Consider the following 19760-nt stretch of genomic DNA (forward strand, 5'->3'; position numbering starts at 1 on the left):
GATGCGGGTGAACCGTTACCCGGAAGGGCCGAGACGCAGGGGCCAGACGCCCGACCAAGGGCGGCTGGACCCTGTGGCTCGGTGGAGCTTGGCGACGCAGGAGCCTAGCGGAATAGGGTGAACGAACCCGTCAGGGCCGCCCCGATCCTTCTTTCACTTCTGGCTCGGGAAATTAACTTCGGACAGAGTTTTCAGTCACAAACTGCTCACGCATGATTCTTTCGACGCCACAGAACCGAACTGCGCCCCGAACGGGCCAGTGTTTTGCGTCTGGAGATCGAGACGATGCCTCACTTTCCCACCGTATGGCCTTATTTTACAGCCCTTTTCGTGGTTCAGATTCTATTCAAGACTGCCGTCTCGGCGACGCAAGACGGTTCTGAAAGCGGTTATGGCGCAACTTCCCTCGTTCACTCACTGACAAGAGCCGTCTTCGACACGGCCATGGGATGGGTGAGACGCAGCACGCGCTATGGTCTCTTTCTCGCTGTCCCTCTGACAGCGCTGCTTGGAGCGATGGCGCTTGGAGCGGCGCTAATGGGCCATGAAAAGGAAGGCATGACCTGCCTTGAGGCTGCGTTCATTTCCGGCATGACTGGATGGTTTTTGGATCTGCTATCGAACGCGATTGAGGATTACTGAAACGGGCACGCTCCTGGCGCAGCCCCCCTGTGGGGGGCGAGCATTGGGGGCAAAACACTTCGCGCCGACGAGGCGCGTCCGCCTTCCTGGAAAAAACGACGGGAGAATGAAAAGGGCGAACGGGAGAAGAGGCCGAGGGCAACGCCGAGGCCGTCAGCGCGGCCCCGGTGAGTGGCCGGACCTGCTGGCCCGGCCTGTGGGGGTTAGAGAACGGCCCCCCATTGTGCGGCACGGACGTTCTCGGTGAGGCTGCGGGCGTTGTCCTTGACGTAAGGCTTCCAGTCTTCCCCGATCAGTTCGCGGTAGGCGTCACATGCGCCCTGAGCCATGACGGCGAGCGCGTAAGCCTTAGGGGCCTGCTGTGCAGCGAAACGGACGGCCCGATCTACGCGGTTTTCCCCGCCGTCGATGCCTTGGCGGTCTTCGTCGCGGCTTTCGTTGCTGAAAGAGTTCTGCTCGTCGCGGGCAATCTGGCGCTTGTTCTCATAGAAGTTGGCGGCACCATAGGCAGAGCGGATCAGGCCGTCCACGATGCGGCCAAGGTGCATTTCCATGGCCTTGAAATTGCGCTCGCCCCGGAAGTCGGTGACGACAAGCACATCCTCAAGAAGCGTGTACTGGTCGCGGATCATGCTGAGACCGGCCCCCATCAGCTCGTCATAGTCGCCAGCCTCGAAACCGAAATGCTGAACGATAGCGGCGATCTTGTCATCGTTGGGGGCGAGGCGCATGACGTCTGCCAGCGTGGGAGCGGCAATGGCCTTGGTGCGCTCGCGGGCTTCGTTGAAACGGCGGACGGCGGCGGGGCTGGCCTTGTTTGCAGCCTTGCGGTTCTGGGCCTTCGGTGCGATTGTGGTTGCTGCGTCGGACATGAAACTCACCTTTTCTAGTCTAGCGAAGTCCCGGCTTGGTGTTCCAGCACTAACCGGGGCGCTTTGTCTTGAGGGCCAATCCCTCTCGACAAGTAAAAGATAGCCTTTCTGGCCTTTCATGACAAGCGAAAAAACGCAGAAAACCGCCATAAAACGCGCTTTATTTTTGCATGACAAGTAAAAAGATTACTTGGTTACTTTATGAATACCTGTTGTTTTCCTAGACCCATCCTGCCCGTGCGGCGAGCACATTGACGGCGACGAGAGTGGAACGACGGTGGCGTTTTCCTGAGCCCATCCTGCCACCGGCCAAGACGGGCGACGGGACAGGCCGTCAAGCCCGGAGCGTCCTGAGCAAGGGGGGCAGGTTTGCGGCTGATGCGGGGTCGCGTGCGGCCCTGCAGCAGACGCGGGCCTGACACCTGCCGCCGAGGGTCGCGCAGTGGCTTTACGGACTGGCACGGCGACTGTCAGACTGAACGCTGGATGCGAGGCCGCCGTCGTGGAACGTGCCTCCCCGGACGGTCCGCAGGACTGGCCGGGGAGGTTGAGGAGCCGTCTCACGAACCGATCACCCACACCAGGACCGTCCGTCATCGGAAAAGAATGCGGGTGAACCGTTACCCGGAAGGGCCGAGACGCAGGGGCCAGACGCCCGATCAAGGGCGGCTGGACCCTGTGGCTCGGTGGAGCTTGGCGACGCAGGAGCCTAGCGGAATAGGGTGAACGAACCCGTCAGGGCCGCCCCGATCCTTCTTTTGCTTTTTCTACTGACGGCCCTGATTTCTGCCTGAAGAGTCCCGCGTGAGGAAGAACGCGGCAAACCCGACGGCAAGCACGAGCAGACCTCCTCTGATGGGATGCAGAAAGCCCTGCCAGATCAGAAGAAGAATGGCGAGCTGGATACTCAGCGCACCGACGCGGATGACTGTTTGTCGTGACATGGGGCCAGTCTAGTCTTTTTCTCTGTCCTGGCGCAGCCCCCCTGTGGGGGGCGAGCATTGGGGGCAAGACACTTCGCGCCGAGGAGGCGCGCCCGCCTGACTGAACCGGGCGAGCGGACAAAAAAAAGCGGCCCGGAGGCCGCCTGTCGGTGTCACTGATGGGACGTTCGCAGCTTTGCCAGCCGGGTGGCAATGGGTCCGATCGCAAGCCCCAGACCGATGGTGAAAGCAGCGGCAGGAAGAAGAATAAACAGGATACTCTGGGTTACGTTATCCATTGGTTTTCGCCTCCGTCTTGTCCTCAGGATAGGGGATATACGCCAGAAAAGTCAAAGAAATTGCCTCAAGCGCGGCTCCCAGAAAAAAGCAGGTGACGGCACGCATGGGGGTCAACGGTCCTGTCCCTGAGATGAGCGGGGTCACGATGCCGAGCCCCCACGCGCTGAGGGCGAATGTCTGAAGGACGCTGGCAATCGCCTTGTAGCGGTCTTCCTTGTGTTTGGAGCGCTGCGGCGGGGGCAGCAGCGCCATGAGGCGGTCTTTGTTCATCTGGCGCTAGGCTCCTTTTTCCCGGCACTCAAAATGGGATTTCGTCATCAAGGTCGTTCCCGCCCGGTGCGTCCCAGCCCGCATTGCGGTTTCCATTGCCAGACGATCCCCCGGACCGGCCGCCACTGCTTCCACCAGCAAAGCCGCCCTCGCCCTCATCGCCATTGCCTCGGTTGCTGTCGATCAGCACCAGCTCACCCCGGAAACGGTCAATAACAACCTCCGTGGTGTAGTGCTCCTGACCGCCCTGATCGGTCCACTTGCGGGTGCGGAGTTCGCCTTCGAGATAGACCTTGCGGCCTTTGCGGAGAAAGCGCTCGGCCACATCACCCAGACGGTCATTGAAGATGACGACCCGGTGCCATTCGGTGCGCTCACGGCGTTCGCCGCTCTGGCGGTCATTCCATGTGTCAGACGTGGCGAGCGTAAAGCTCACGACCTTGGACCCGGACTGCGTATGACGGACTTCCGGGTCTTTACCAAGGTTGCCAACGAGAATGACTTTGTTAACGGAACCAGCCATGAGAGCCTCCAAGACTTAGGGAACGTATCGACTGGACTTGTTCGGCGTTATTGCCTCTGTCCATGAATAGATAATAGGTTTTTACTTGGTATCAGTCAACGAGAAACGGCAGGAAACCGCCATTTCCGAAGAAATAAAACTGAATGTAAAGGCGTTTTATTTGTTGATTACTGAAAGGGTATTTGATGTTTTCCTAGACCCATCCTGCCCGTGCGGCGAGCACACTGACGGCGACGAGAGTGGAATGACGGTGGCGTTTTCCTGAGCCCATCCTGCCACTGGCCAAGACGGGCGACGGGACAAGCCGTCAAGCCCGGAGCGTCCTGAGCAAGGGGGGCGGGTCTGCGGCTGATGCGGGGTCGCGTGCGGCCCTGCAGCAGACGCGGGCCTGACACCTGCCGCCGAGGGTCGCGCAGTGGCTTTACGGACTGGCACGGCGACTGTCAGACTGAACGCTGGATGCGAGGCCGCCGTCGTGGAACGTGCCTCCCCGGCCGGTCCGCAGGACTGGCCGGGGAGGTTGAGGAGCCGTCTCACGAACAGATCCCCAGACCAGGACCGTCCGTCATCGGAAAAGAACGCGGGTGAACCGTTACCCGGAAGGGCCGAGACGCAGGGGCCAGACGCCCGGTTGAGGGCGGCTGGACACTGTGGCTCGGTCGAACTTGGCGACGCAGGAGCCTAGTGAGATAGAGTAAACGAACCCTTCAGGGCCGCCCCGATCTTCTTTTCTTCTGCCCATTACATCACCCACGGGTCAGGATCGAAGAGATCGAAAAGGATGTCCTTTCCCTCCCGGCTCTCCTTCTTCGTCTTCCTTTTCAGAATCTTCCGCTCCTGGCGAGCCTTGCGCCTTTTCTTCTCGTCAGCCTTCCAGCAGTCCCGCAGGACAGCACGCAGTTCAGGACACTGTGCGCTGACCTGTCCATAGGCCTGACGCCGGAACCGGGCCACGCCGCCGAAGCGGTCGATACCTGTCAGCAGGGTGCTCCTGCCGATCCCCGGATAGATGATCACGCCGAGACCATCCTGCGCATCGGGTGTTGAGGGCAGCCGGAGGAAAAGGGTGGCGAAGCCATCCGAGGTCTCGACCCATCCGGGCGCTGGCCCTGCCCGTTGCCGCAGCGGCATCAGGTCAAAGTCCGGACAGTTCTCAGCTATGGCCGCCGAGAGAGGCGGAGACCTGTGCCAGAAGCTGGCGCTACAGCCCGGCCAGTCTTTTGAGGCGTCGGTCGGGAACAGGATTCCGAAGACTGTGATGAGATCCGCTTCATAGACAAGCTGACCGCCCTGCCATTTGGCAAAGCCCGGATCATCGAAGCAGTCGAAATACTCTATGCCGCGGATACTGACGTCCGGGAAGTCGTCGGACAGCCCATGCCCGTGGTCAAGGAACGACGTTCCGATCCCGTTTTCGAGGGTCATCACCAGCGTTGTGTCGTTCTCCCACGCCATCTGGTTTGGTGCACAGGTCCGGTAGGCACGCTCTTCGGCGATCTGGCGCAGACGGTCCTGCGGGCCGGTGAGCGTGAAGACTGTTGTGACGGGAGTCGCCATGGGGAGCATCCTTTTCTTTTTTCAGATGCTTTCCCGCAGGCGCAGACGGCTGGACGGGACAATGGCGCGCCCTCCAGGGCGCGGGCCGCGTGCGGCCGAACCATTGTGGCGGCCAGACGGCCTGTGGCGCGTCTTCCCTGTTTTTTCTTTTCTTATTTACAAAGTACGCGTCCGAGGAGTGCACGATTGACGGCTGGTTACGCCTCGTCCCGGTCGTTTATTGGGCTAGACGCTTTCGCATAAAGCAGTCATTGTAAGGAAAGGAAATTCCACTTTCAATAGCCTTAGAGATTATTTATGCACAGAATAGTAAAAAGTCACCTTAATGATTTTAAAGAACAATATTCCATCACAGGGACAGAAGATAGGATATTTGAATCCTTCTTAAATTTTTCGGTTTTTAGAAAATTTTGCCTCAATAATATTGATCCAAATGTTTTGCGATATGATGGTGAAGATCCTGGAATAGATGGTGTTATGATCTTTATTGGAGATGAGTATGTTTCTTCTCCAGAAGAGGTGCAGGAGGCTTTTTCTGGACGCAAACGCGAAATGGAAGTTTTTGTAATTTTTACACAGGCGAAGACTTCAGAAAAATGGGATAAATCAGAAATAACAAATTTCCAGTCTGCTATTTTAGATTTTTTATCAGAAAGCTCTTTATATCCTCATAGCGAATACATGAAAAACCAAAAATGTATTTTTGAAGAAGTTTTGAAAAATGTGGGAAAAATAAAAGGTGGAAAACCGATTGCCGATTGTTATTTTTCAACGACAGCACCTCCCGCCACCACAAAGGAGATTTTAGCAGCAAGAGACGCCATGAGGAAATCGATCTCTGACACAGGACTCTTCTCTAACGTGGACGTAATTTTATTGAATAGAGATAGTCTTATACCTCTCTGGAAATCTACTTCTGGTGGAACAGAAACAACACTTCCTATTCTTGGCAGCGCAGCCTTCATAAAAGCGCCAAATATATCAGAAGCTTACGTTATAACCTGTAGGGCTAACGATTTTATAAATAATGTCCTAAAAGACGAGACCGGTAAGTTAAGGCAGAGTGTTTTTGATCAAAACGTGAGAGATTTTTTAGGTAGTGATGCAGAAATAAACTCAGAAATTTCTTCCACTTTGGATGACAAAAGTAAACAAGTCCGCTTTGGAATTTTAAATAATGGGATAACTCTCATATCACCAGATATTCGAATGTCAGGATTGGAGTTGTTTATAAAAGATTTTCAGATTGTGAATGGATGCCAGACATCAAACGTACTATTTGAACATTCTCATTCGATTGACGATGACACAACACTTATGTTGAAGGTAGTGGAGACATCGGACCAAAATGTCGTAGACGATATAGTAAAATCTACTAACCGACAGGCAAAAGTTAATGAAGACCAATTTCTTTCTACAATAAACACAACAAAGAAAATTGAACAATATTTCAACATCCGGGGAAAAGACGCTGATCATCGTCTGTATTTCGAACGTAGAACTAACCAATATGCTTCTCATGAAAACGTTAAAGCCGTAAGATTATTTGACATAAGAGAACTCGCGCGGTGTTTTTCGTCTATGTTCTTGGATAAGCCTGAAATTGCCAGCCGATATCCGAATAAATTAACGAAAGATTCTGTTGATATCGTTTTTAATCCTTCGTATAATGAAGAAGTATATTATGTATCAGCATTTTCGTTGTATAGAATAAAAATGTTGATCAGCAATGGTCGTGTTGAAGCCAAATTTGGCAAGCTTCGCTGGCATATAATTATGGCAATAAAATATTATCTATTAGGTGAACAAAAAATTCATTTAAATTCGAGAAAAATTGAAGAACAATGTGCAAAAATAGAAAAATTTATTTCATCAAACGAAGAAGATGTTGTTTCAATTATATCTCGACTTTGCTCAGAAATCGTAGAAATAGATAATATAAATTCTGACAATTTAAAGTCAACGACTCTAGTTCAAAATATTAAACAAAATACCCTTAAGTTTCGAAAAGAAAATCCGCCGCCAAAAAATAATTCATTGGGCACAATTAATATATAATATAATATTTCTTCGTAATTATATTATTATGAAATTTGCAGGGAAAATATATTGATTTAATGAATGACTGCTTTGGCACTCTCCCACCTAAAAGCAGTCATTCCGCTCCCCCCCCCTAATTAGGCGTTGGCATCGGCAGAGTGTGACAGATGTTCTCGCGATGCGGTGCCAAATAGAGAGACCGCAAAGTCGCAAAGCACGTCGCTAGAGTCAGGATATCGTTTGCCAGACCAGAGACATGCCATGCGCTTTACCAAGCCCCATACTTTCGCCTGGAGGCGCGCCTTCGTATGGTGCGCCTGAGACTTCGGCCGCGTGGCGGCCCCTCTCGCATCGAGCGGAGCGACAGCGCGCACGCAGCCTGGAAGAGCCTTCAGGCCGAACTCAAAGGCGCGAAAGGCGAAGACAGGATCCGCACCCTCCTGAACGATCTGGGACGGCCAAGCCTCCATGACGTTCGTCTTCCCAAGGCCTCTGGTGATGGCACAACCCAGATTGACCATCTCGTCCTTTTGCCCCGTGCCCTCATGGTCATCGAGACCAAGCACTATGCGGGCCACCTGAGTGGGCATCCGAATGACGAATACTGGCGTCAGCGTATCGGAAAAGAAGAAGAGGGCCGGCTGATCTACAGCCCTCTTCGCCAGAATGCGGGCCATTGCGCAGCCGTCCGCGCTGTGACGTCACAGGCCTGTCTGGATGTGGAGATCCTGAATCGCGTGGTCCTGACAGGACGCGCTAGCGTCAGCCCGGCCCTTCAGGCCAGTGTCAGAACCCCGGACGCCCTCGCCGACGAACTGCGACACAACTGCGGAGAGGCGTCAGGACTGATGATGGGCTTGTGGCAGAGGATCGTGCGCGTCGCCCATCACACAAAGAATTAAGCGCGCAACGCCTTATTCCACGGCAATACCGATGGCGGCCGCTGTATACCGGGTTGTCGGAAGGATCCTGACCACCACCTCCCCGCTAACGTCGGAGAGATAGAGAAGCCCGTCTTTCGGGCAGCCCAGAGGGCGCCCATCAGGATCGAGCACCAGGCGAAGGCTGGTGATCGGGCTGACTTCATAAACATGATGCTCGTCCCAGGAGACGAACGCATGAAGCCGCCCTTTTTCGACCACCGTATGCAGCGTTCCCGGGAGAATCCCTCGGGCTTTCTGCTTCAGACGCTCTGACATGAACTGACCAACAGCCTCTTTCTGCTGCTCGGTCAGGCTCTCATATGTGCAGGGGGCGGGATAGATCGGTTCACCAGTCACGCGGCCAGTCCTTCCTTGCTGAGATGGATAAGGGAAGCGCCAGAGGGGCCTCCCTTATCGGGACAGGTCAGTGTTTTGCGGACGCCTGGCGTTGCTCGTCAATAAAGTCCGTGACGTCTTTCAGGACGCCATCCGGAATTTCCTCACCGTCATCAAGATCGACTTCCAGGCCATCCGCAGGGGCCTCCGTGCTGCCAGCAGACAGGCCCAGGCAGAGATCCGGATCTTCAGGATCGTAATCGACCCGCACAGCCCAACCATCCGACAAAAAGACGAAATCGCTAAGCAGGCCGTCATCCTCTAGATCGTCGTCATCCTCAGCCTCATCGGCGTCTGACGGCAGATCGGAGGCCTTGCAGACACCCGCATACAGGCCAGGAAAGGCCGTGTTCAGTGCATCCACAACCTGCTGGGTCTGCGGACGGAACGGTCCTGCCTTTGAAACCGGCATCACATCGCTCATCAGTTCAGCTTCCAGCACAAAGAGGACACATGCTGACTGAAGGTCAGACGCGTATTGCCGTTGTGATCGCCGATCAGCTCGCACCGCACCCATTTTGACGGGGAGGTCCGATCCACGAATTTCTCAAGGGTCAGGATATTACCTTCTTCGCCAGCCGACGTGCGAAGAACGTAGCCGGCATCGAGCAGTGTCTGAAGACTTTCGGGAATGGCGGCAAAAGACGTGGACACGGAGGCCGCGTGGCCTTTGGATGTCGGTGTCGGAGGCGCAAACCCCATACTCCCAAGCGCGGGATCGAGGGCCATGGCTGGCGAAAGGGCAGCGGCCGTGAGGCCGGCTGCCAGGGCGAGAGAAGAAAAAAGGCGGGTCACGGTCTGTCCTTGCGGTTCATTGGATCTGAAAAGATCCCTTTACCCCGCAAAGGTAAAGACCGCTTCTGCGACTTCCTAAAAGAGACTCAGCCCTTTGCAGGGCGTCCGCGACGCTTCTCCGGGATTTTCCGCACGGGCACCTCAGGCTCGGTCTCTTCGGGCTCAGGTGCAGGCTGGCTCCGACCACCCTTCGCGGTCCCAAGACCGATCTGATGAGCCAGCTCGGTCCGATGCCGTGAATATCCTGGCGCCGTCATGGGATAGTTGGACGGCAGTCCCCATTTTGAGCGGTACTCATCCGGGGTGAGATTATAGACGCTCTTGAGATGGCGCTTGAGCATCTTCAGCTTCTTTCCGTCTTCGAGACAGATGATGTAGTCCTCGAACACGGACCGCTTCGGATGGACGGCCGGGACCAGCTCAACTGGCTCTGGCTCCGGCGGCTGGCCGGCCGACGCAAGAGCTGTATGAACACTGCGGATCAAATCAGAAATCTGCTCTGCGGGAAGTTCATGGGCACTCACATAGCTTTCCACAATATTGGCTGTCAGACGCCGAAAATCTGTCTCACTATTTGAGGTCATTGCAAATTCCCTTTTCAAATTTCGACTGTGCAGGATCGCACCCTATACGAAAGATAACCTGACAGGTCACTGCGGCCGCGTGGTTCGCGGCATGGGGGCCGGAGCCACGCCTCGTCCCAGATGACGGTGTTCGGAGCAGTAGTGCGTATCGCCTTTCGGTCCGGTGAACCCGAAAGCCGCGCCCTTTCCACAAATCTCGCAGTCATAAAGCCAGCCAGACTTCGTCCTGGGCCGCTGAGAGATGTAAGGCCTGTCGTCAGGACTGTGATGATCGGACATCCCTTAAAACCCCATGGCATCAAGAGCGGCGGCCGTGTGGCGGAACCGGCCCCCTGTCTCTCTTCTCTTCGATTGCCCCTGCTGGCGCAGCCAGCCCGTCACGCGATGCTCGGCTGGGATTTCCTCAATGAATCCTGACGGCCTCGCTGAAACACCCTGACGATAGCCGACACTGCTGATCGTAGCCTGCTGCATGGCCCGGGTCAGCGACACATAGGCCAGACGGCGCTCTTCCTCATAATTGCGCTCGCCCATCCCCGGAAAGACTGTCTCTTCCCAGGCTGGCAGGAAGACGTGGGGAAACTCCAGACCCTTGGCGCGGTGCATGGTCATAAGCTGCACCCGATCGCGCCCACGCTCATTCGGTGAGGCCGTGGCCAGGGCTGCGTGCTCCAGAAGATCCTGAAGCCGGGTAAAGCCCTCGGCCAGCCCGACCAGCTCGGACAGGTTCTGCAAGGCCGTCTCCCCCTCTTCGGATCCGGCCTCCCTCCACATCGTATAATAGCCCGTCTCTTTCAGAAGCGTATCGAGGCGATCGCAAAGCCGCATGTCCGGGATCTGCCCGATCCGGGAGACCGTCTCACGGAAGGCAAGCAGGCTGTCACGCACCTTGGCCGGAAGCGTTGCCGTGGTGACGGCCGCACACAGGCTGAGGCCGCGATCCTGAGCCTCCTGCTCGATCTGGCCAAGCGCCTTGGCGCCAAGGCCTCGCCTGGGCACATTGGCCACGCGCCGGAACGCCTCATCGGACTGGCGACTGTCAGGGCAGGCCGCCAGCATCAGGAAAGCGAGCGCGTCCTTCACCACGGCGCGATGATAGAAGCCGACATCGCCGATGATCTCGTAGGGGATGCGTGCCTTGAGCAGCGCTTCTTCCAGAGAGCGGGACAGACGGTTGATCCGGTAGATCATCGCCATGTCATGCCAGGCCACACCTTCTGCCGCACGACGTCCCATCTCGGCTGCAATCGCGTCGGCCTCATCTGACGCATAATCGTAGGAGAGCACCTCAATCTTCTGACCGTCGCCCTTCTGGGTAAACAGCGTCTTCGGGATCCGGCCCGGGTCTCGCGCGATGATGGCGTTGGCAGCCTGGAGGATATGATGCGTCGAGCGGAAGTTCTCTTCGAGCTTGAAAAGTCTGGCCCCGTCAAACTCCCGAACGAAGTTCCGGATGAAGCCAATTTTGGCCCCACGCCAAGAATATATTGATTGCGAATCATCGCCCACGGCAAAGAGTTCCCGTGAGTATTCAGACATATAGGTGAGCCACAGCATCTGTGCACGGTTCACGTCCTGAAACTCATCGGCCATCACAGACGTAAAGCGCTGCGACCACCTGTCACGATAGGATCGGTCATTCATCAGCGCAAGCGTTGGCCACATCAGCAGGTCCGAGAAATCGGCGGCATTCTGCTCGCGCAGGGTGGCCTGATAGATCTGGTAGAGCCGGACAGCAAACTCCCAGCCTTCGACATCGACCATCTGACGCCCCGCACGGCGGCGCTCGATCAGCCCGCGTACCCAGGCCGGTGCGGCCTCAGGTGTCACGAGGTTCTCCTTCATATGCCCGATCCGCTCGCCCATCTTTTTGACCTGTCTGACGTCACACTTCTTGCCTGTGTCCGGTTCGGGCACAGTATCCGGGTCCATGGCCTTCATGAGACGACGGATCAGCGCCGTCGCATCGTCTGCGTCGCGGATGTCAAAGCCAGGGTGCAACTGCGCCACCTCAGGCTCTGCCCGGAGCTGCCGCGCGCCGAGGCCGTGAAAGGTGCCAAGCCAGAACGGAGCCTGTCCCTCGCCTAAGACGCTCGTGATGCGCTCGCGCATTTCCTGAGCAGCCTTGTTGGTAAAGGTCACGCACAGGATCTGTGACGGGCGCATCCCATACATCTGGATCCGGCACGCCACACCGGCCGTGAGCGTCTTCGTTTTTCCCGTTCCGGCCCCGGCCAGCACCAGCACGCGGCCAAGCGCCATGGCGGCCTCACGCTGCACTGGGGTCAGCGGATCCAGTACGGGTGCGAGGGTCTGGGGATAGGCGCTCATGCGGGCACCTGCTCAACCGGATAGACTTCAGAGGCCACTGGATCCTCGACAGCCACGACATTGCTGCTGTCAGTAAAGAGGGTCAGCGGATGATAGAGATTGAAGCCCTCATGAGGGCCGTCCCAACGCCCGGCAATGACGAGGGCCAGTGCGCGGTTCAGGCCGCTGCCCAGCCACACGAGCTGATGCGGGACCGGCATCTCCGGCGCTTCAGGATCCGTACAGCCGAGGCGGCGCGCATGATCCATCCAGATCGCAGAGGCCTTTTCATGGCCCAGCATGTTGAAGGTCAGGCCGCTCTTGAGAACCATCTGGTCGATATGCTGGCGGGCCGCAGAGCGGGTGTCGTTATACATCATGACGTCCTCAAAAGCCTTGGGGCAGGCTGACAAAGTGAGCGTTGGGAGTTCAGGTCCGTTCAGACGGACGATCGTGGATTTGCGGGTGAAGACGACCAGCTCGCCGTCGCGGTCCCAGGCGTCATTCAGGCGATCACCGCCGATCACGACCCCCTGCACCAGACCTTCGGGCGTCTGCGCCTCACAGAAGACTTCAGGGGCAGAAGATCCCACCCCGGCACGCTTCCAGACCTTCATGGCCTCTGCGTCCTGCCGCCACAGGATCAGGGTGATGGCCTGCCAGCTCAGACGGGATTTGCTCTGTTTCATGCGGCCACGTCCTGACGGGCGCGGCGCTGCAGGACGGCGTTCCAGTCCTTGTCCCGGGCACTGGGTGAGTACCGCAGGGGTTTCAGCCCGGCCTCACGGATCATGGGTGCATAGATCTCTTCGTAACGGTCGCCCTGGGCATCGCAGTCCACGGCAATCATGACGCGGCCGCCTGCCTCAAGGGTGCCAAGAAGCGCACGGAACTCCTCCAGGGCCTCGGGACTCATGCCGCCACCTGATGAGACATACAGGCTGGGTTCGAAATTGAACGGGTCCATGGCTGCATAGGACAACACGTCGATGGCAGACTCACCGATGACCAGACGAACGGGCGTTTCCCCTTTTTCGCCAGTCCTCATCCGAAAGAGCATCTTGCCACCGCCGCCCGAGGAAAAGCCGCGATAGTCCGGCCCGCGCATTTCCATGCCGGTCAGCTCGCCTGCGTTGTTGCTATGGGCGAACCACGCCGTGCCCTTCATGCCTTCACGCAGGAGACCCTGCTTGATGGCCAGATGAAGGATGCTCTCCGGCAACGCCCGGTCGCGGGTCAGATAGATCCAGGCGGCCGACCCGGGACGGGGAGCCTGACGGTTCTTCCACATATATTTCGGATCACGCGCGGGCTTGCGCTCCTTCGGTTCTGCCACGTACTCGGCCCCGCTCGGCGCAAGGCCCAGCATTCCACGTAATTCCACGCGCGCGTTGCCAAGGGACATGCCCGGATTGAGGAACCGGACCAGGTCGATGACCGAGCCTTTGACGATCGAAGAGGAATTGTGCGGATCCCACCAGCCCTTGCCGCCGTGGGTCACGATGATGCTCTCGCCCTTCTGCCGACGAAAGCGCATGTGACGGGCCGAGCTTTCGGAGCGGTCGAACCTGTAACCGGCCTTCTCCAGAACCACGATGCAACTGATCTCGTCACGAAACTTCTGGAGTTCGTCGTTCATCTGCTGGGGCGAGTTCTGGTAAGCCATGGCGGAATATCCTCCCGAACGTCCGTTACTTTCGATCTGTGAAAAGTATAGTAAATTCCCGCCATAATATCCAATGAATACAACAGAATAGCGCGGAATATATTTACTTGATTGGGTGAAATAGTTCTTGCGTCCAGAGCGGCAAAAACCAGTTTTTCTTGTTCGTCCTGCGGGGGTCTCGGGGGCAGCGCAGCCCCCGGTGTTGCCGCTGAAAGGAGATGTGTGGAGACGTTTTTCTCGTCCCGTCCTGCCAGGAACACGACAGTTGCGGGCCGAGGGTGTCAGGACCGGAAGACTGCGGATCGGCAAAAGCGGGTTGCGGGCAGCGCGGGACACCGTCCTGCGATGAACGCGGCCCTCTTTTGACGAAAGACGCGGTCTGGAGCCCGAAGGGTTGTCTTGAGACCCTCGGACCGTGACTGTCACACTGATCGCATGACGGCGAGGTCGGAACACAGCTCCGTGCCACCCAGCAAGGGGTGGTTGAAGCGGCGACGTCTGATGATACGGCATGAACGGATCCTTCAAGAAGTGTCACCAGTCTGCCCGTGCCATCTGCGACTGATGCCCCCCGGCCTCAGCTTTTTTTCGAAGGCCCTGTGTCGGCCATCCCGTCTTCGTCCTTCTTCGTCTGCCCTTTCTGTCGCTCCAGCTCCGCCAGTGTGCGTCTCACGGCCTGTGAGAACCGCGTTTTTCCTTCCCAGAAACGACGTGAATACGCGCGGCGGTCCACCGTCGCCGTCCTCATGCCACACCTTCCGGACGATCGAGGCTGTCCAGGAGCTTCTCCTGCGAGCGGCGGCGCAGCGTCGCGGCCTTGCGGCGGAAACCGGCCGTCAGGCGCGATGGCAGCATGAGGGACTGATCCGTGTCTTCCAGTAACACGGCCTCTGCCATGAGGCGCACACTCAGGGCGCGCGCCTGACTGCGAGGGACTGTGAGGGGAGCGGGCGTCGAATAGAACATAAAGCCTCCTGAAACCCGCCTCCTTCAGGAAGCGGGTATAAAAAGACCGGCTCCAGGGCCGGTTTGCGTGCGTGTTTCGAAGAAAGAGGACGTCAGCGTCCCGGATCGGTCAGGATCATCACATCCCCGTCCTGGGCGCTCACGACGATCTCGGTCTCAGGGGGCGCCTGATCTGTGCGGGGACGGGGTTCGTAAGCGCCGCGTACGAACACGAGCTGGCCCTTGCGGGCGCGTCGCTCCAGAAGATCTGTCAGAAAGTCGTTGTGGCAGACGATCCTGTGCCACACGGTCTGCGGGACGCGACGACCGGTGTGCGTGTCGGTACGGTGGCTGTCCGTCGCCAGACGGAAGAGAGCCACGCGGTGTCCGTCCTGCCCTGTGCGGATCTCGGGATCCGCACCAAGGTTGCCAATGACGATGGCAAGGCTGAGGGTCTGAACCATTGGTCTGTCCTTTTCTCTGGCCCGTGTCAGAAAAGCTCGGCCTGCACGGGCGCGGCAGGGAGAGGCTGGTGTTCGGATGGCAGGGCGATCCGGAAGCGCTGCGCCAGACGGGCCAGATCGGCCCGGTCGCGTGCCTCCTGCTCGGCGGCAAGCGCGCGCGTGTAAGCGTCGATCAGCCCACTGCCGATGATGCGGTTGCGGATGTCGCGTTCGACGTCCGACCAGGTCCAGGCCGGATCGCCATAACAGCCGTACAGGACGATGCCGCGCAGGAAGCCCAGACGCGCCTGTGTCGTGGAGAACTGCGCCCCCCAGAAGCCGTGGATGTCGTAATGGGCGATATGCCCGAACATCTGGCTCAGGCGGTTGTAAAGCGTGCGGTTCCACGCGCTCTGCGGAAACCCGCGCGCGATGAAGGCCAGCAGCGCGTTCCCGATTTTCGCTTTCTCGGCTGTGTCACTGAACTGCGTTGCGGTGAGGCCCTGAGGCCCTGAGGCCCGATCGGCGGCCGCCGCAGGGACGGGCACGCAATGGACGCTGGCTCCAAGCCGTTCATGACCGCACCTCGCGGGCGAGCATCGCCTCGACCTGAGTGAGGTAGGCTTTGAACGGCGTCTCTTCAGGAATCACCCTGATCCACTGCTCGGTGCCCAGAGATCCTTTCCAGCGGGCGTCGCAGAAGCCCTCGGGATGATCGCTCCCACGCTCGGGTGTCACTGACACAAGAAAGGAGGCCTCCGGATAGTCGCCGCGCAGGCGCGTGCCGTACTCGGCAACGGCCGCCCGGATCCCGGCAAGATCAGGCGCCTCGATCCGTGTCTTTCTGTAGCGGCCCGGAGATGAACAGGAGATTAAGCTCCCGTGAGAGGCCGCAGGAATAGCAGCCAGAGTGTATGTCGGCATGGTGATCTCCACACAGGACAGGGCCGCCCGTCAGGGCGGCTGATCTCGGATCGGTCAGAGAAAGGCGGGAAGCACCACCACCAGAACGATGAAGGCTGCGAACAGCGCGACGCCCGCTACGAACCCTGCGAGTTCGAGCCATTCCGTGCGGTTGCGGGGGCGAAGATCGGAAATGTCGGCCATGTCATTCTCCTGTTTTCTCTCATGACCTCTTCCGGCGACCGCAGCGGAGACTGGCTGGCAAAGGCGCTGCAACGCAGCGGGATCGGACGACCCGCAGCGCAGCGAGGACACGGCCGACCCACCCTTTGCCAGACAGGCTCCGGTGTGGTGCCTGCCCTCTCCTTTTCCCCCTTCCCCCTTTTTCTTTTCCCGTCTCCTACTGCGCGAGATTGGCCACCTGCCGCGCCAGGCGGGCACAGAGCGCGCGCGTCACAGGATCGTCCTCGTCCACAACCGCACCGGTCAGGACTGGAAGAAGGCGGCGCGCTTCAGGTGCCGAGAGATCCAGATGCCAGCACGCGCCGATCTGCGTGGCCACCGCATCTGGGTGATCGACCGGGCGCACGGACACCGAGACTTCATTTCCGTCCACGTCTCCGGGTTCGAGAACGGTTTTCTGACCGTCTGGCAGGCGAACCGGGCGCAGCCCACTCTCGTTCGGCTCGTCGGCCGTCGCGTCCAGCACAAGCTGACCGGCTGCCTCGGCCGTCTCGGCCTCGACCTGAAAGGTGACGCGATCGGAGAGAAGCTGGCGCTCGCTGAGCGTCACAATAAAAACGGGCATGTCAGGGCTCCGGAACTGAAAAAGGCCGCTCCGGAACGGGCGGCCTTGAAGGGCGAACGGAAAAAGAGAGGCTCAGTCGCTCACAAATTCGGAGCTGCCGAACACGTCCTGCCAGGGGCTGTTGCTGGTCAGGTGGCAGTCGGACTGCCAGTCGTAATATCCCGACTTGAACCGCGACGTGATGGCCTGGAGGGTTTCGGTCGCCGCCTCGTCCAGATCCGCCTCGGTTCGCACAGTCACACTGCCGTAATGGCTCTTGCGGACGGAAAACTTCACCTTCGGGAAAGCCTTCTTCAGCATCCGGCGGATGTTTTTGGCCGCCAGCGTGCCGCTGCTGTCGTCGCCCTGCTCCAGATCGGCATAGTCCGGATTGACGCGGAGTGCTGCGACCTCGGCGGCATGTTCGGCTTTCGCGCGGGCTTCGGCTGCCACCTTCTCAGCCTCAACCTCTTCGGCATGGGTGCGGAGGAAGGCGATCTCCTCAGCGCTTGCCAGTTTCTTGTCGGCTTCGATCCGCCACTGGACACCGCGCAGAATGGCCTCGGGCAGACGACGGGAGATCGAGCCGCAGGCAAAGACGATATCGTAGGAGGCGCTCCCGCCCGACACGATGGCCCCGCCACGCGACAGGGACCGCACGGTGGTCGGGCTTTCCTTGCCGTAAACAGCCATGACGATCCCGGCTCCCCGGCTGTAGAGATGGGTGTAAACGCGGGTACCGACCTGAATGGGCGCGAGTGAGGGGACGAACATCGTCTGATCCTTTTCCTTTGGATTTTCGTGATGTCTTCTCCAGCGTCAGCGCGGGAGGGCCGGGTCAAAAGCGGCGCGTGCGCCGGCACCGGAAGCGGCGCAGCCGGTGAGGAGCCACCTTTTGACCCGGACGGAGCGCGATGGCAGCGCCCCTCCCCTCCCTTCCTTTTCTTTTCCCTCTCCCTGCTTCAGGCCACGACCACGATTTCGAGGTGGTCACGCATGAACTGCATGGCCTCGTTGTGCTCCGACTGCTCGGGCTCGGGCGCTTGCAGAGAGAAGGTCTCTTCTGAGTCCGGCTCCGTCACTGGCACGACAGGGCCGTTCGACAGGTCGGCCTCATCATCGGCTGCTCCATCGAAATCATCCTCAGGCATCTCGTCCAGGTCCTCGTCGTCCACCACGCTTTCCAGCTCGCGGATCTTCTGCTGTTTTTTCTTCTGCTTTTGCGCCCAGACGTCCTGCGCCTGCGCAAAGGAGGCCACCTCGGGCAGCCAATGGCCCTCCCCGACATGGTTCATGAGGACCGCACGCATCTCCTTGCCGGTGTTCTGCGACGCAAGCCCTTCTGCCTGCACGGCCTTGGTAATGCCGGGCTTGCTGTAGCATTTGAGGAACGACTCAAAGGCCATGCTCGGCATCTTCTGGTCGGCACCGAACAGAACGCCCACGAGCTGCGCGGGCAGACCGCTGCCGCTGTGCATCGACACATCGCAGTTCAGGATGCTTTGCAGGACGGTGACAGCATGGCGTCGGATCAGCTTTTCGTCGCGGACAAGGCTGCCTTCGGGGAACAGGTCAGCCATCGCGAGCGTGCGCGCGGTTGGCTCTGACCAGCTGTTCCCGCTGGCATCTCCATGGACACGGACATTCTCGGCTTCCAGCGCCAGCAGAAGGGCTGCGATCAGCTCCCATGGATCGGCCGTCTCGGCCACCTCGCCGAGGGCCTCGCGCAAGGCGACGGTGCGGATCTCGCCGATCATCTTGTGGCCGGTCCCGGAAACGTCCGGTCGTTCCTTTGGGGCCTCGGGTGTGGAAGATCCGCCCGTGTGGTCCAGCTTTGCTGCGCTGTAAGGACGGCAGCGTTCTTCCACGATCTTCAGGGTGCGGGGATTGAGGCCGTACCCCATGACCTCACCCTCCTGTGTCGCCATCCATGTTCCCATGGTGATGAAACCTTCGGGCGCGCGGACGTATCCGTACTCGTCCGAGACCAGGACGATGGAGTTTTCGGGCCGCTCATTGTCCAGCCAGTCCTGCTGTGCGGCCGCGTAAGCCGTGGCATCGAGCGTATAGCGGCTGTCCGTATCGGCTTCGGCAAACAGATCCTCCATCCAGACAATCTTGTGCTTGCGGGCAAGATCGTCGCCAAACCGGGCGTCGCGGGCGTACCATTCCTTCTGTTCGAGGTTTCGGGCAAGCGCACCCCAGGCCACGGTATCCTCCGGATCTTTCGCCTTCACGCGATACTCGGCCGGATCCTCGTCGTCTTCCACGCTTTCGGAAAACATTTCCGCCCATGCGTCACGCTGCTCCTCCAGAGAGGCCTGCGCGATGATCTTGCGCTGCCGCTCATCAGGGCCTCGGCCAAGAGCGATGGCATCCAGAATGGGCGGGTGCAGCTTCGCCAGAAGGCTGAGACGCTTGAGATAGCTCGGCGTCACCATCAGGGCTGCGCAGACCTGCGGGTCTGTATAGCCAAGCTGCTCGCGCAGGCGGGTGACGCTGTTCCACTGTTCCGGCTCCGTCATGTCGAGACGCACGAAGTTCTCGCTGACGGCGGCCAGTGCATCGAGGTCTTCGCTCTGATCCCCGACATACACGTCGATTTCAGGAACACCCGCATAGATGGCGCCTTCTGTCCGACGGTGGCCTGCCACGATCATGAGGCGGCCATCTTCCAGTTCCCGGACGGCCGGGGGATGGAGGATGCCAATCGCCTTGATATTCAGGGCGAGTTTGCGCAGTTCCTCAAGGCTTCCGATGGAAGAGCGCGGATTGTTCGGATTGGGCACAAGGGTTTTCGGATCAACGCGGCGAAGCTCGGCCATGGGACGCTCTTTCTATAATTTTTCAGATGTCCCTCCCGCGTCACGGGCCAGCCAGC

The 19760-nt window shown here is 58.6% G+C and carries 26 protein-coding genes; 3 read left to right on the top strand and 23 right to left on the bottom strand.

What is annotated here, in order from left to right; all coding sequences use genetic code 11:
- Window positions 1-285: 285 nt before the first annotated feature.
- Window positions 286-642 carry a hypothetical protein gene (locus HKD32_RS13300; RefSeq protein ID WP_063905739.1) on the top strand — a complete coding sequence of 119 codons (357 nt, stop codon included), beginning with the start codon at window positions 286-288 and terminating at the stop codon, window positions 640-642.
- Window positions 643-845: 203 nt separating this feature from the next.
- On the opposite strand, the gene HKD32_RS13305 is transcribed toward HKD32_RS13300, so the two are convergent.
- The 7 genes from HKD32_RS13305 to HKD32_RS13330 form a co-directional block, all read right to left on the bottom strand.
- On the bottom strand, window positions 846-1514 hold the full coding sequence (locus tag HKD32_RS13305) for a hypothetical protein (protein ID WP_062028005.1): 669 nt from the start codon (window positions 1512-1514) through the stop codon (window positions 846-848).
- Window positions 1515-1700: 186 nt separating this feature from the next.
- Window positions 1701-2111, bottom strand: coding sequence for a hypothetical protein (locus HKD32_RS13310; RefSeq protein WP_194258224.1), 411 nt, complete (start codon window positions 2109-2111; stop codon window positions 1701-1703).
- Window positions 2112-2281: 170 nt separating this feature from the next.
- Window positions 2282-2458: a hypothetical protein gene (locus HKD32_RS13315; protein WP_156476370.1), complete on the bottom strand. Its 177-nt coding sequence runs from the start codon at window positions 2456-2458 to the stop codon at window positions 2282-2284.
- 152 nt (window positions 2459-2610) lie between these two features.
- Entirely contained in the window at window positions 2611-2736 is a 126-nt protein-coding gene (locus tag HKD32_RS15465; protein ID WP_255308585.1) for a hypothetical protein, read from the bottom strand.
- Window positions 2729-3007, bottom strand: coding sequence for a hypothetical protein (locus HKD32_RS13320; protein ID WP_010505526.1), 279 nt, complete (start codon window positions 3005-3007; stop codon window positions 2729-2731). The genes HKD32_RS15465 and HKD32_RS13320 overlap by 8 nt, the downstream gene beginning before the upstream one ends.
- A 28-nt stretch (window positions 3008-3035) precedes the next feature.
- Window positions 3036-3530: a single-stranded DNA-binding protein gene (ssb, locus tag HKD32_RS13325; protein ID WP_194258226.1), complete on the bottom strand. Its 495-nt coding sequence runs from the start codon at window positions 3528-3530 to the stop codon at window positions 3036-3038.
- 741 nt (window positions 3531-4271) lie between these two features.
- Complete coding sequence (locus HKD32_RS13330; protein ID WP_228119035.1) at window positions 4272-5087, bottom strand: hypothetical protein; 816 nt, start codon at window positions 5085-5087, stop codon at window positions 4272-4274.
- A 297-nt stretch (window positions 5088-5384) separates the two neighbouring features.
- On the opposite strand from HKD32_RS13330, the gene HKD32_RS13335 reads away from it, so the two are divergent.
- Together HKD32_RS13335 and HKD32_RS13340 are read left to right on the top strand one after the other, a co-directional pair.
- A complete protein-coding gene (locus HKD32_RS13335) occupies window positions 5385-7145 on the top strand; it encodes an AIPR family protein (protein ID WP_194258229.1) in 1761 nt (586 codons plus the stop codon).
- A 290-nt stretch (window positions 7146-7435) separates the two neighbouring features.
- Entirely contained in the window at window positions 7436-8029 is a 594-nt protein-coding gene (locus HKD32_RS13340; RefSeq protein WP_062028011.1) for a nuclease-related domain-containing protein, read from the top strand.
- A gap of 12 nt (window positions 8030-8041) precedes the next feature.
- On the opposite strand, the gene HKD32_RS13345 is transcribed toward HKD32_RS13340, so the two are convergent.
- From HKD32_RS13345 to HKD32_RS13420, 16 genes are all read right to left on the bottom strand, one after another.
- Window positions 8042-8407: a hypothetical protein gene (locus HKD32_RS13345; RefSeq protein ID WP_194258230.1), complete on the bottom strand. Its 366-nt coding sequence runs from the start codon at window positions 8405-8407 to the stop codon at window positions 8042-8044.
- A 67-nt stretch (window positions 8408-8474) separates the two neighbouring features.
- On the bottom strand, window positions 8475-8870 hold the full coding sequence (locus tag HKD32_RS13350) for a hypothetical protein (protein ID WP_194258232.1): 396 nt from the start codon (window positions 8868-8870) through the stop codon (window positions 8475-8477).
- Window positions 8870-9241: a hypothetical protein gene (locus HKD32_RS13355; RefSeq protein WP_062028017.1), complete on the bottom strand. Its 372-nt coding sequence runs from the start codon at window positions 9239-9241 to the stop codon at window positions 8870-8872. The genes HKD32_RS13350 and HKD32_RS13355 overlap by 1 nt, the downstream gene beginning before the upstream one ends.
- A gap of 86 nt (window positions 9242-9327) precedes the next feature.
- Entirely contained in the window at window positions 9328-9825 is a 498-nt protein-coding gene (locus tag HKD32_RS13360; RefSeq protein ID WP_062028019.1) for a MucR family transcriptional regulator, read from the bottom strand.
- Between the two features lie 282 nt (window positions 9826-10107).
- Window positions 10108-12156, bottom strand: a complete 2049-nt coding sequence (locus HKD32_RS13365) for an ATP-dependent helicase (RefSeq protein WP_194258233.1) — start codon at window positions 12154-12156, stop codon at window positions 10108-10110.
- Window positions 12153-12824, bottom strand: coding sequence for a hypothetical protein (locus HKD32_RS13370; protein ID WP_194258235.1), 672 nt, complete (start codon window positions 12822-12824; stop codon window positions 12153-12155). The genes HKD32_RS13365 and HKD32_RS13370 overlap by 4 nt, the downstream gene beginning before the upstream one ends.
- Window positions 12821-14314 carry a DUF3991 and TOPRIM domain-containing protein gene (locus tag HKD32_RS13375; RefSeq protein WP_228119036.1) on the bottom strand — a complete coding sequence of 498 codons (1494 nt, stop codon included), beginning with the start codon at window positions 14312-14314 and terminating at the stop codon, window positions 12821-12823. The genes HKD32_RS13370 and HKD32_RS13375 overlap by 4 nt, the downstream gene beginning before the upstream one ends.
- Before the next feature lie 64 nt (window positions 14315-14378).
- Window positions 14379-14549, bottom strand: a complete 171-nt coding sequence (locus tag HKD32_RS13380; protein WP_169926422.1) for a hypothetical protein — start codon at window positions 14547-14549, stop codon at window positions 14379-14381.
- On the bottom strand, window positions 14546-14767 hold the full coding sequence (locus tag HKD32_RS13385; protein ID WP_061500341.1) for a hypothetical protein: 222 nt from the start codon (window positions 14765-14767) through the stop codon (window positions 14546-14548). The genes HKD32_RS13380 and HKD32_RS13385 overlap by 4 nt, the downstream gene beginning before the upstream one ends.
- A gap of 92 nt (window positions 14768-14859) precedes the next feature.
- A complete protein-coding gene (ssb, locus tag HKD32_RS13390; protein ID WP_099287186.1) occupies window positions 14860-15210 on the bottom strand; it encodes a single-stranded DNA-binding protein in 351 nt (116 codons plus the stop codon).
- A gap of 26 nt (window positions 15211-15236) precedes the next feature.
- The gene (locus HKD32_RS13395; protein WP_194258237.1) at window positions 15237-15737 is read right to left on the bottom strand and encodes a hypothetical protein; all 501 of its coding nucleotides are present in this window, start codon (window positions 15735-15737) and stop codon (window positions 15237-15239) included.
- Between the two features lie 25 nt (window positions 15738-15762).
- Window positions 15763-16113 carry a hypothetical protein gene (locus tag HKD32_RS13400; RefSeq protein WP_194258238.1) on the bottom strand — a complete coding sequence of 117 codons (351 nt, stop codon included), beginning with the start codon at window positions 16111-16113 and terminating at the stop codon, window positions 15763-15765.
- A 54-nt stretch (window positions 16114-16167) separates the two neighbouring features.
- Window positions 16168-16296: a hypothetical protein gene (locus HKD32_RS15470; protein ID WP_256445653.1), complete on the bottom strand. Its 129-nt coding sequence runs from the start codon at window positions 16294-16296 to the stop codon at window positions 16168-16170.
- A 196-nt stretch (window positions 16297-16492) separates the two neighbouring features.
- Window positions 16493-16900, bottom strand: coding sequence for a hypothetical protein (locus HKD32_RS13410; RefSeq protein WP_194258240.1), 408 nt, complete (start codon window positions 16898-16900; stop codon window positions 16493-16495).
- Between the two features lie 72 nt (window positions 16901-16972).
- Entirely contained in the window at window positions 16973-17653 is a 681-nt protein-coding gene (locus tag HKD32_RS13415; protein ID WP_063905502.1) for an LPD29 domain-containing protein, read from the bottom strand.
- A 188-nt stretch (window positions 17654-17841) separates the two neighbouring features.
- Window positions 17842-19704 (bottom strand): ParB/RepB/Spo0J family partition protein, encoded by a 1863-nt coding sequence (locus tag HKD32_RS13420; RefSeq protein WP_194258242.1) that lies wholly within the window; start codon window positions 19702-19704, stop codon window positions 17842-17844.
- Window positions 19705-19760: the final 56 nt, after the last annotated feature.

The organism is Gluconobacter japonicus (assembly GCF_015244665.1).
Classification (GTDB): domain Bacteria; phylum Pseudomonadota; class Alphaproteobacteria; order Acetobacterales; family Acetobacteraceae; genus Gluconobacter; species Gluconobacter japonicus.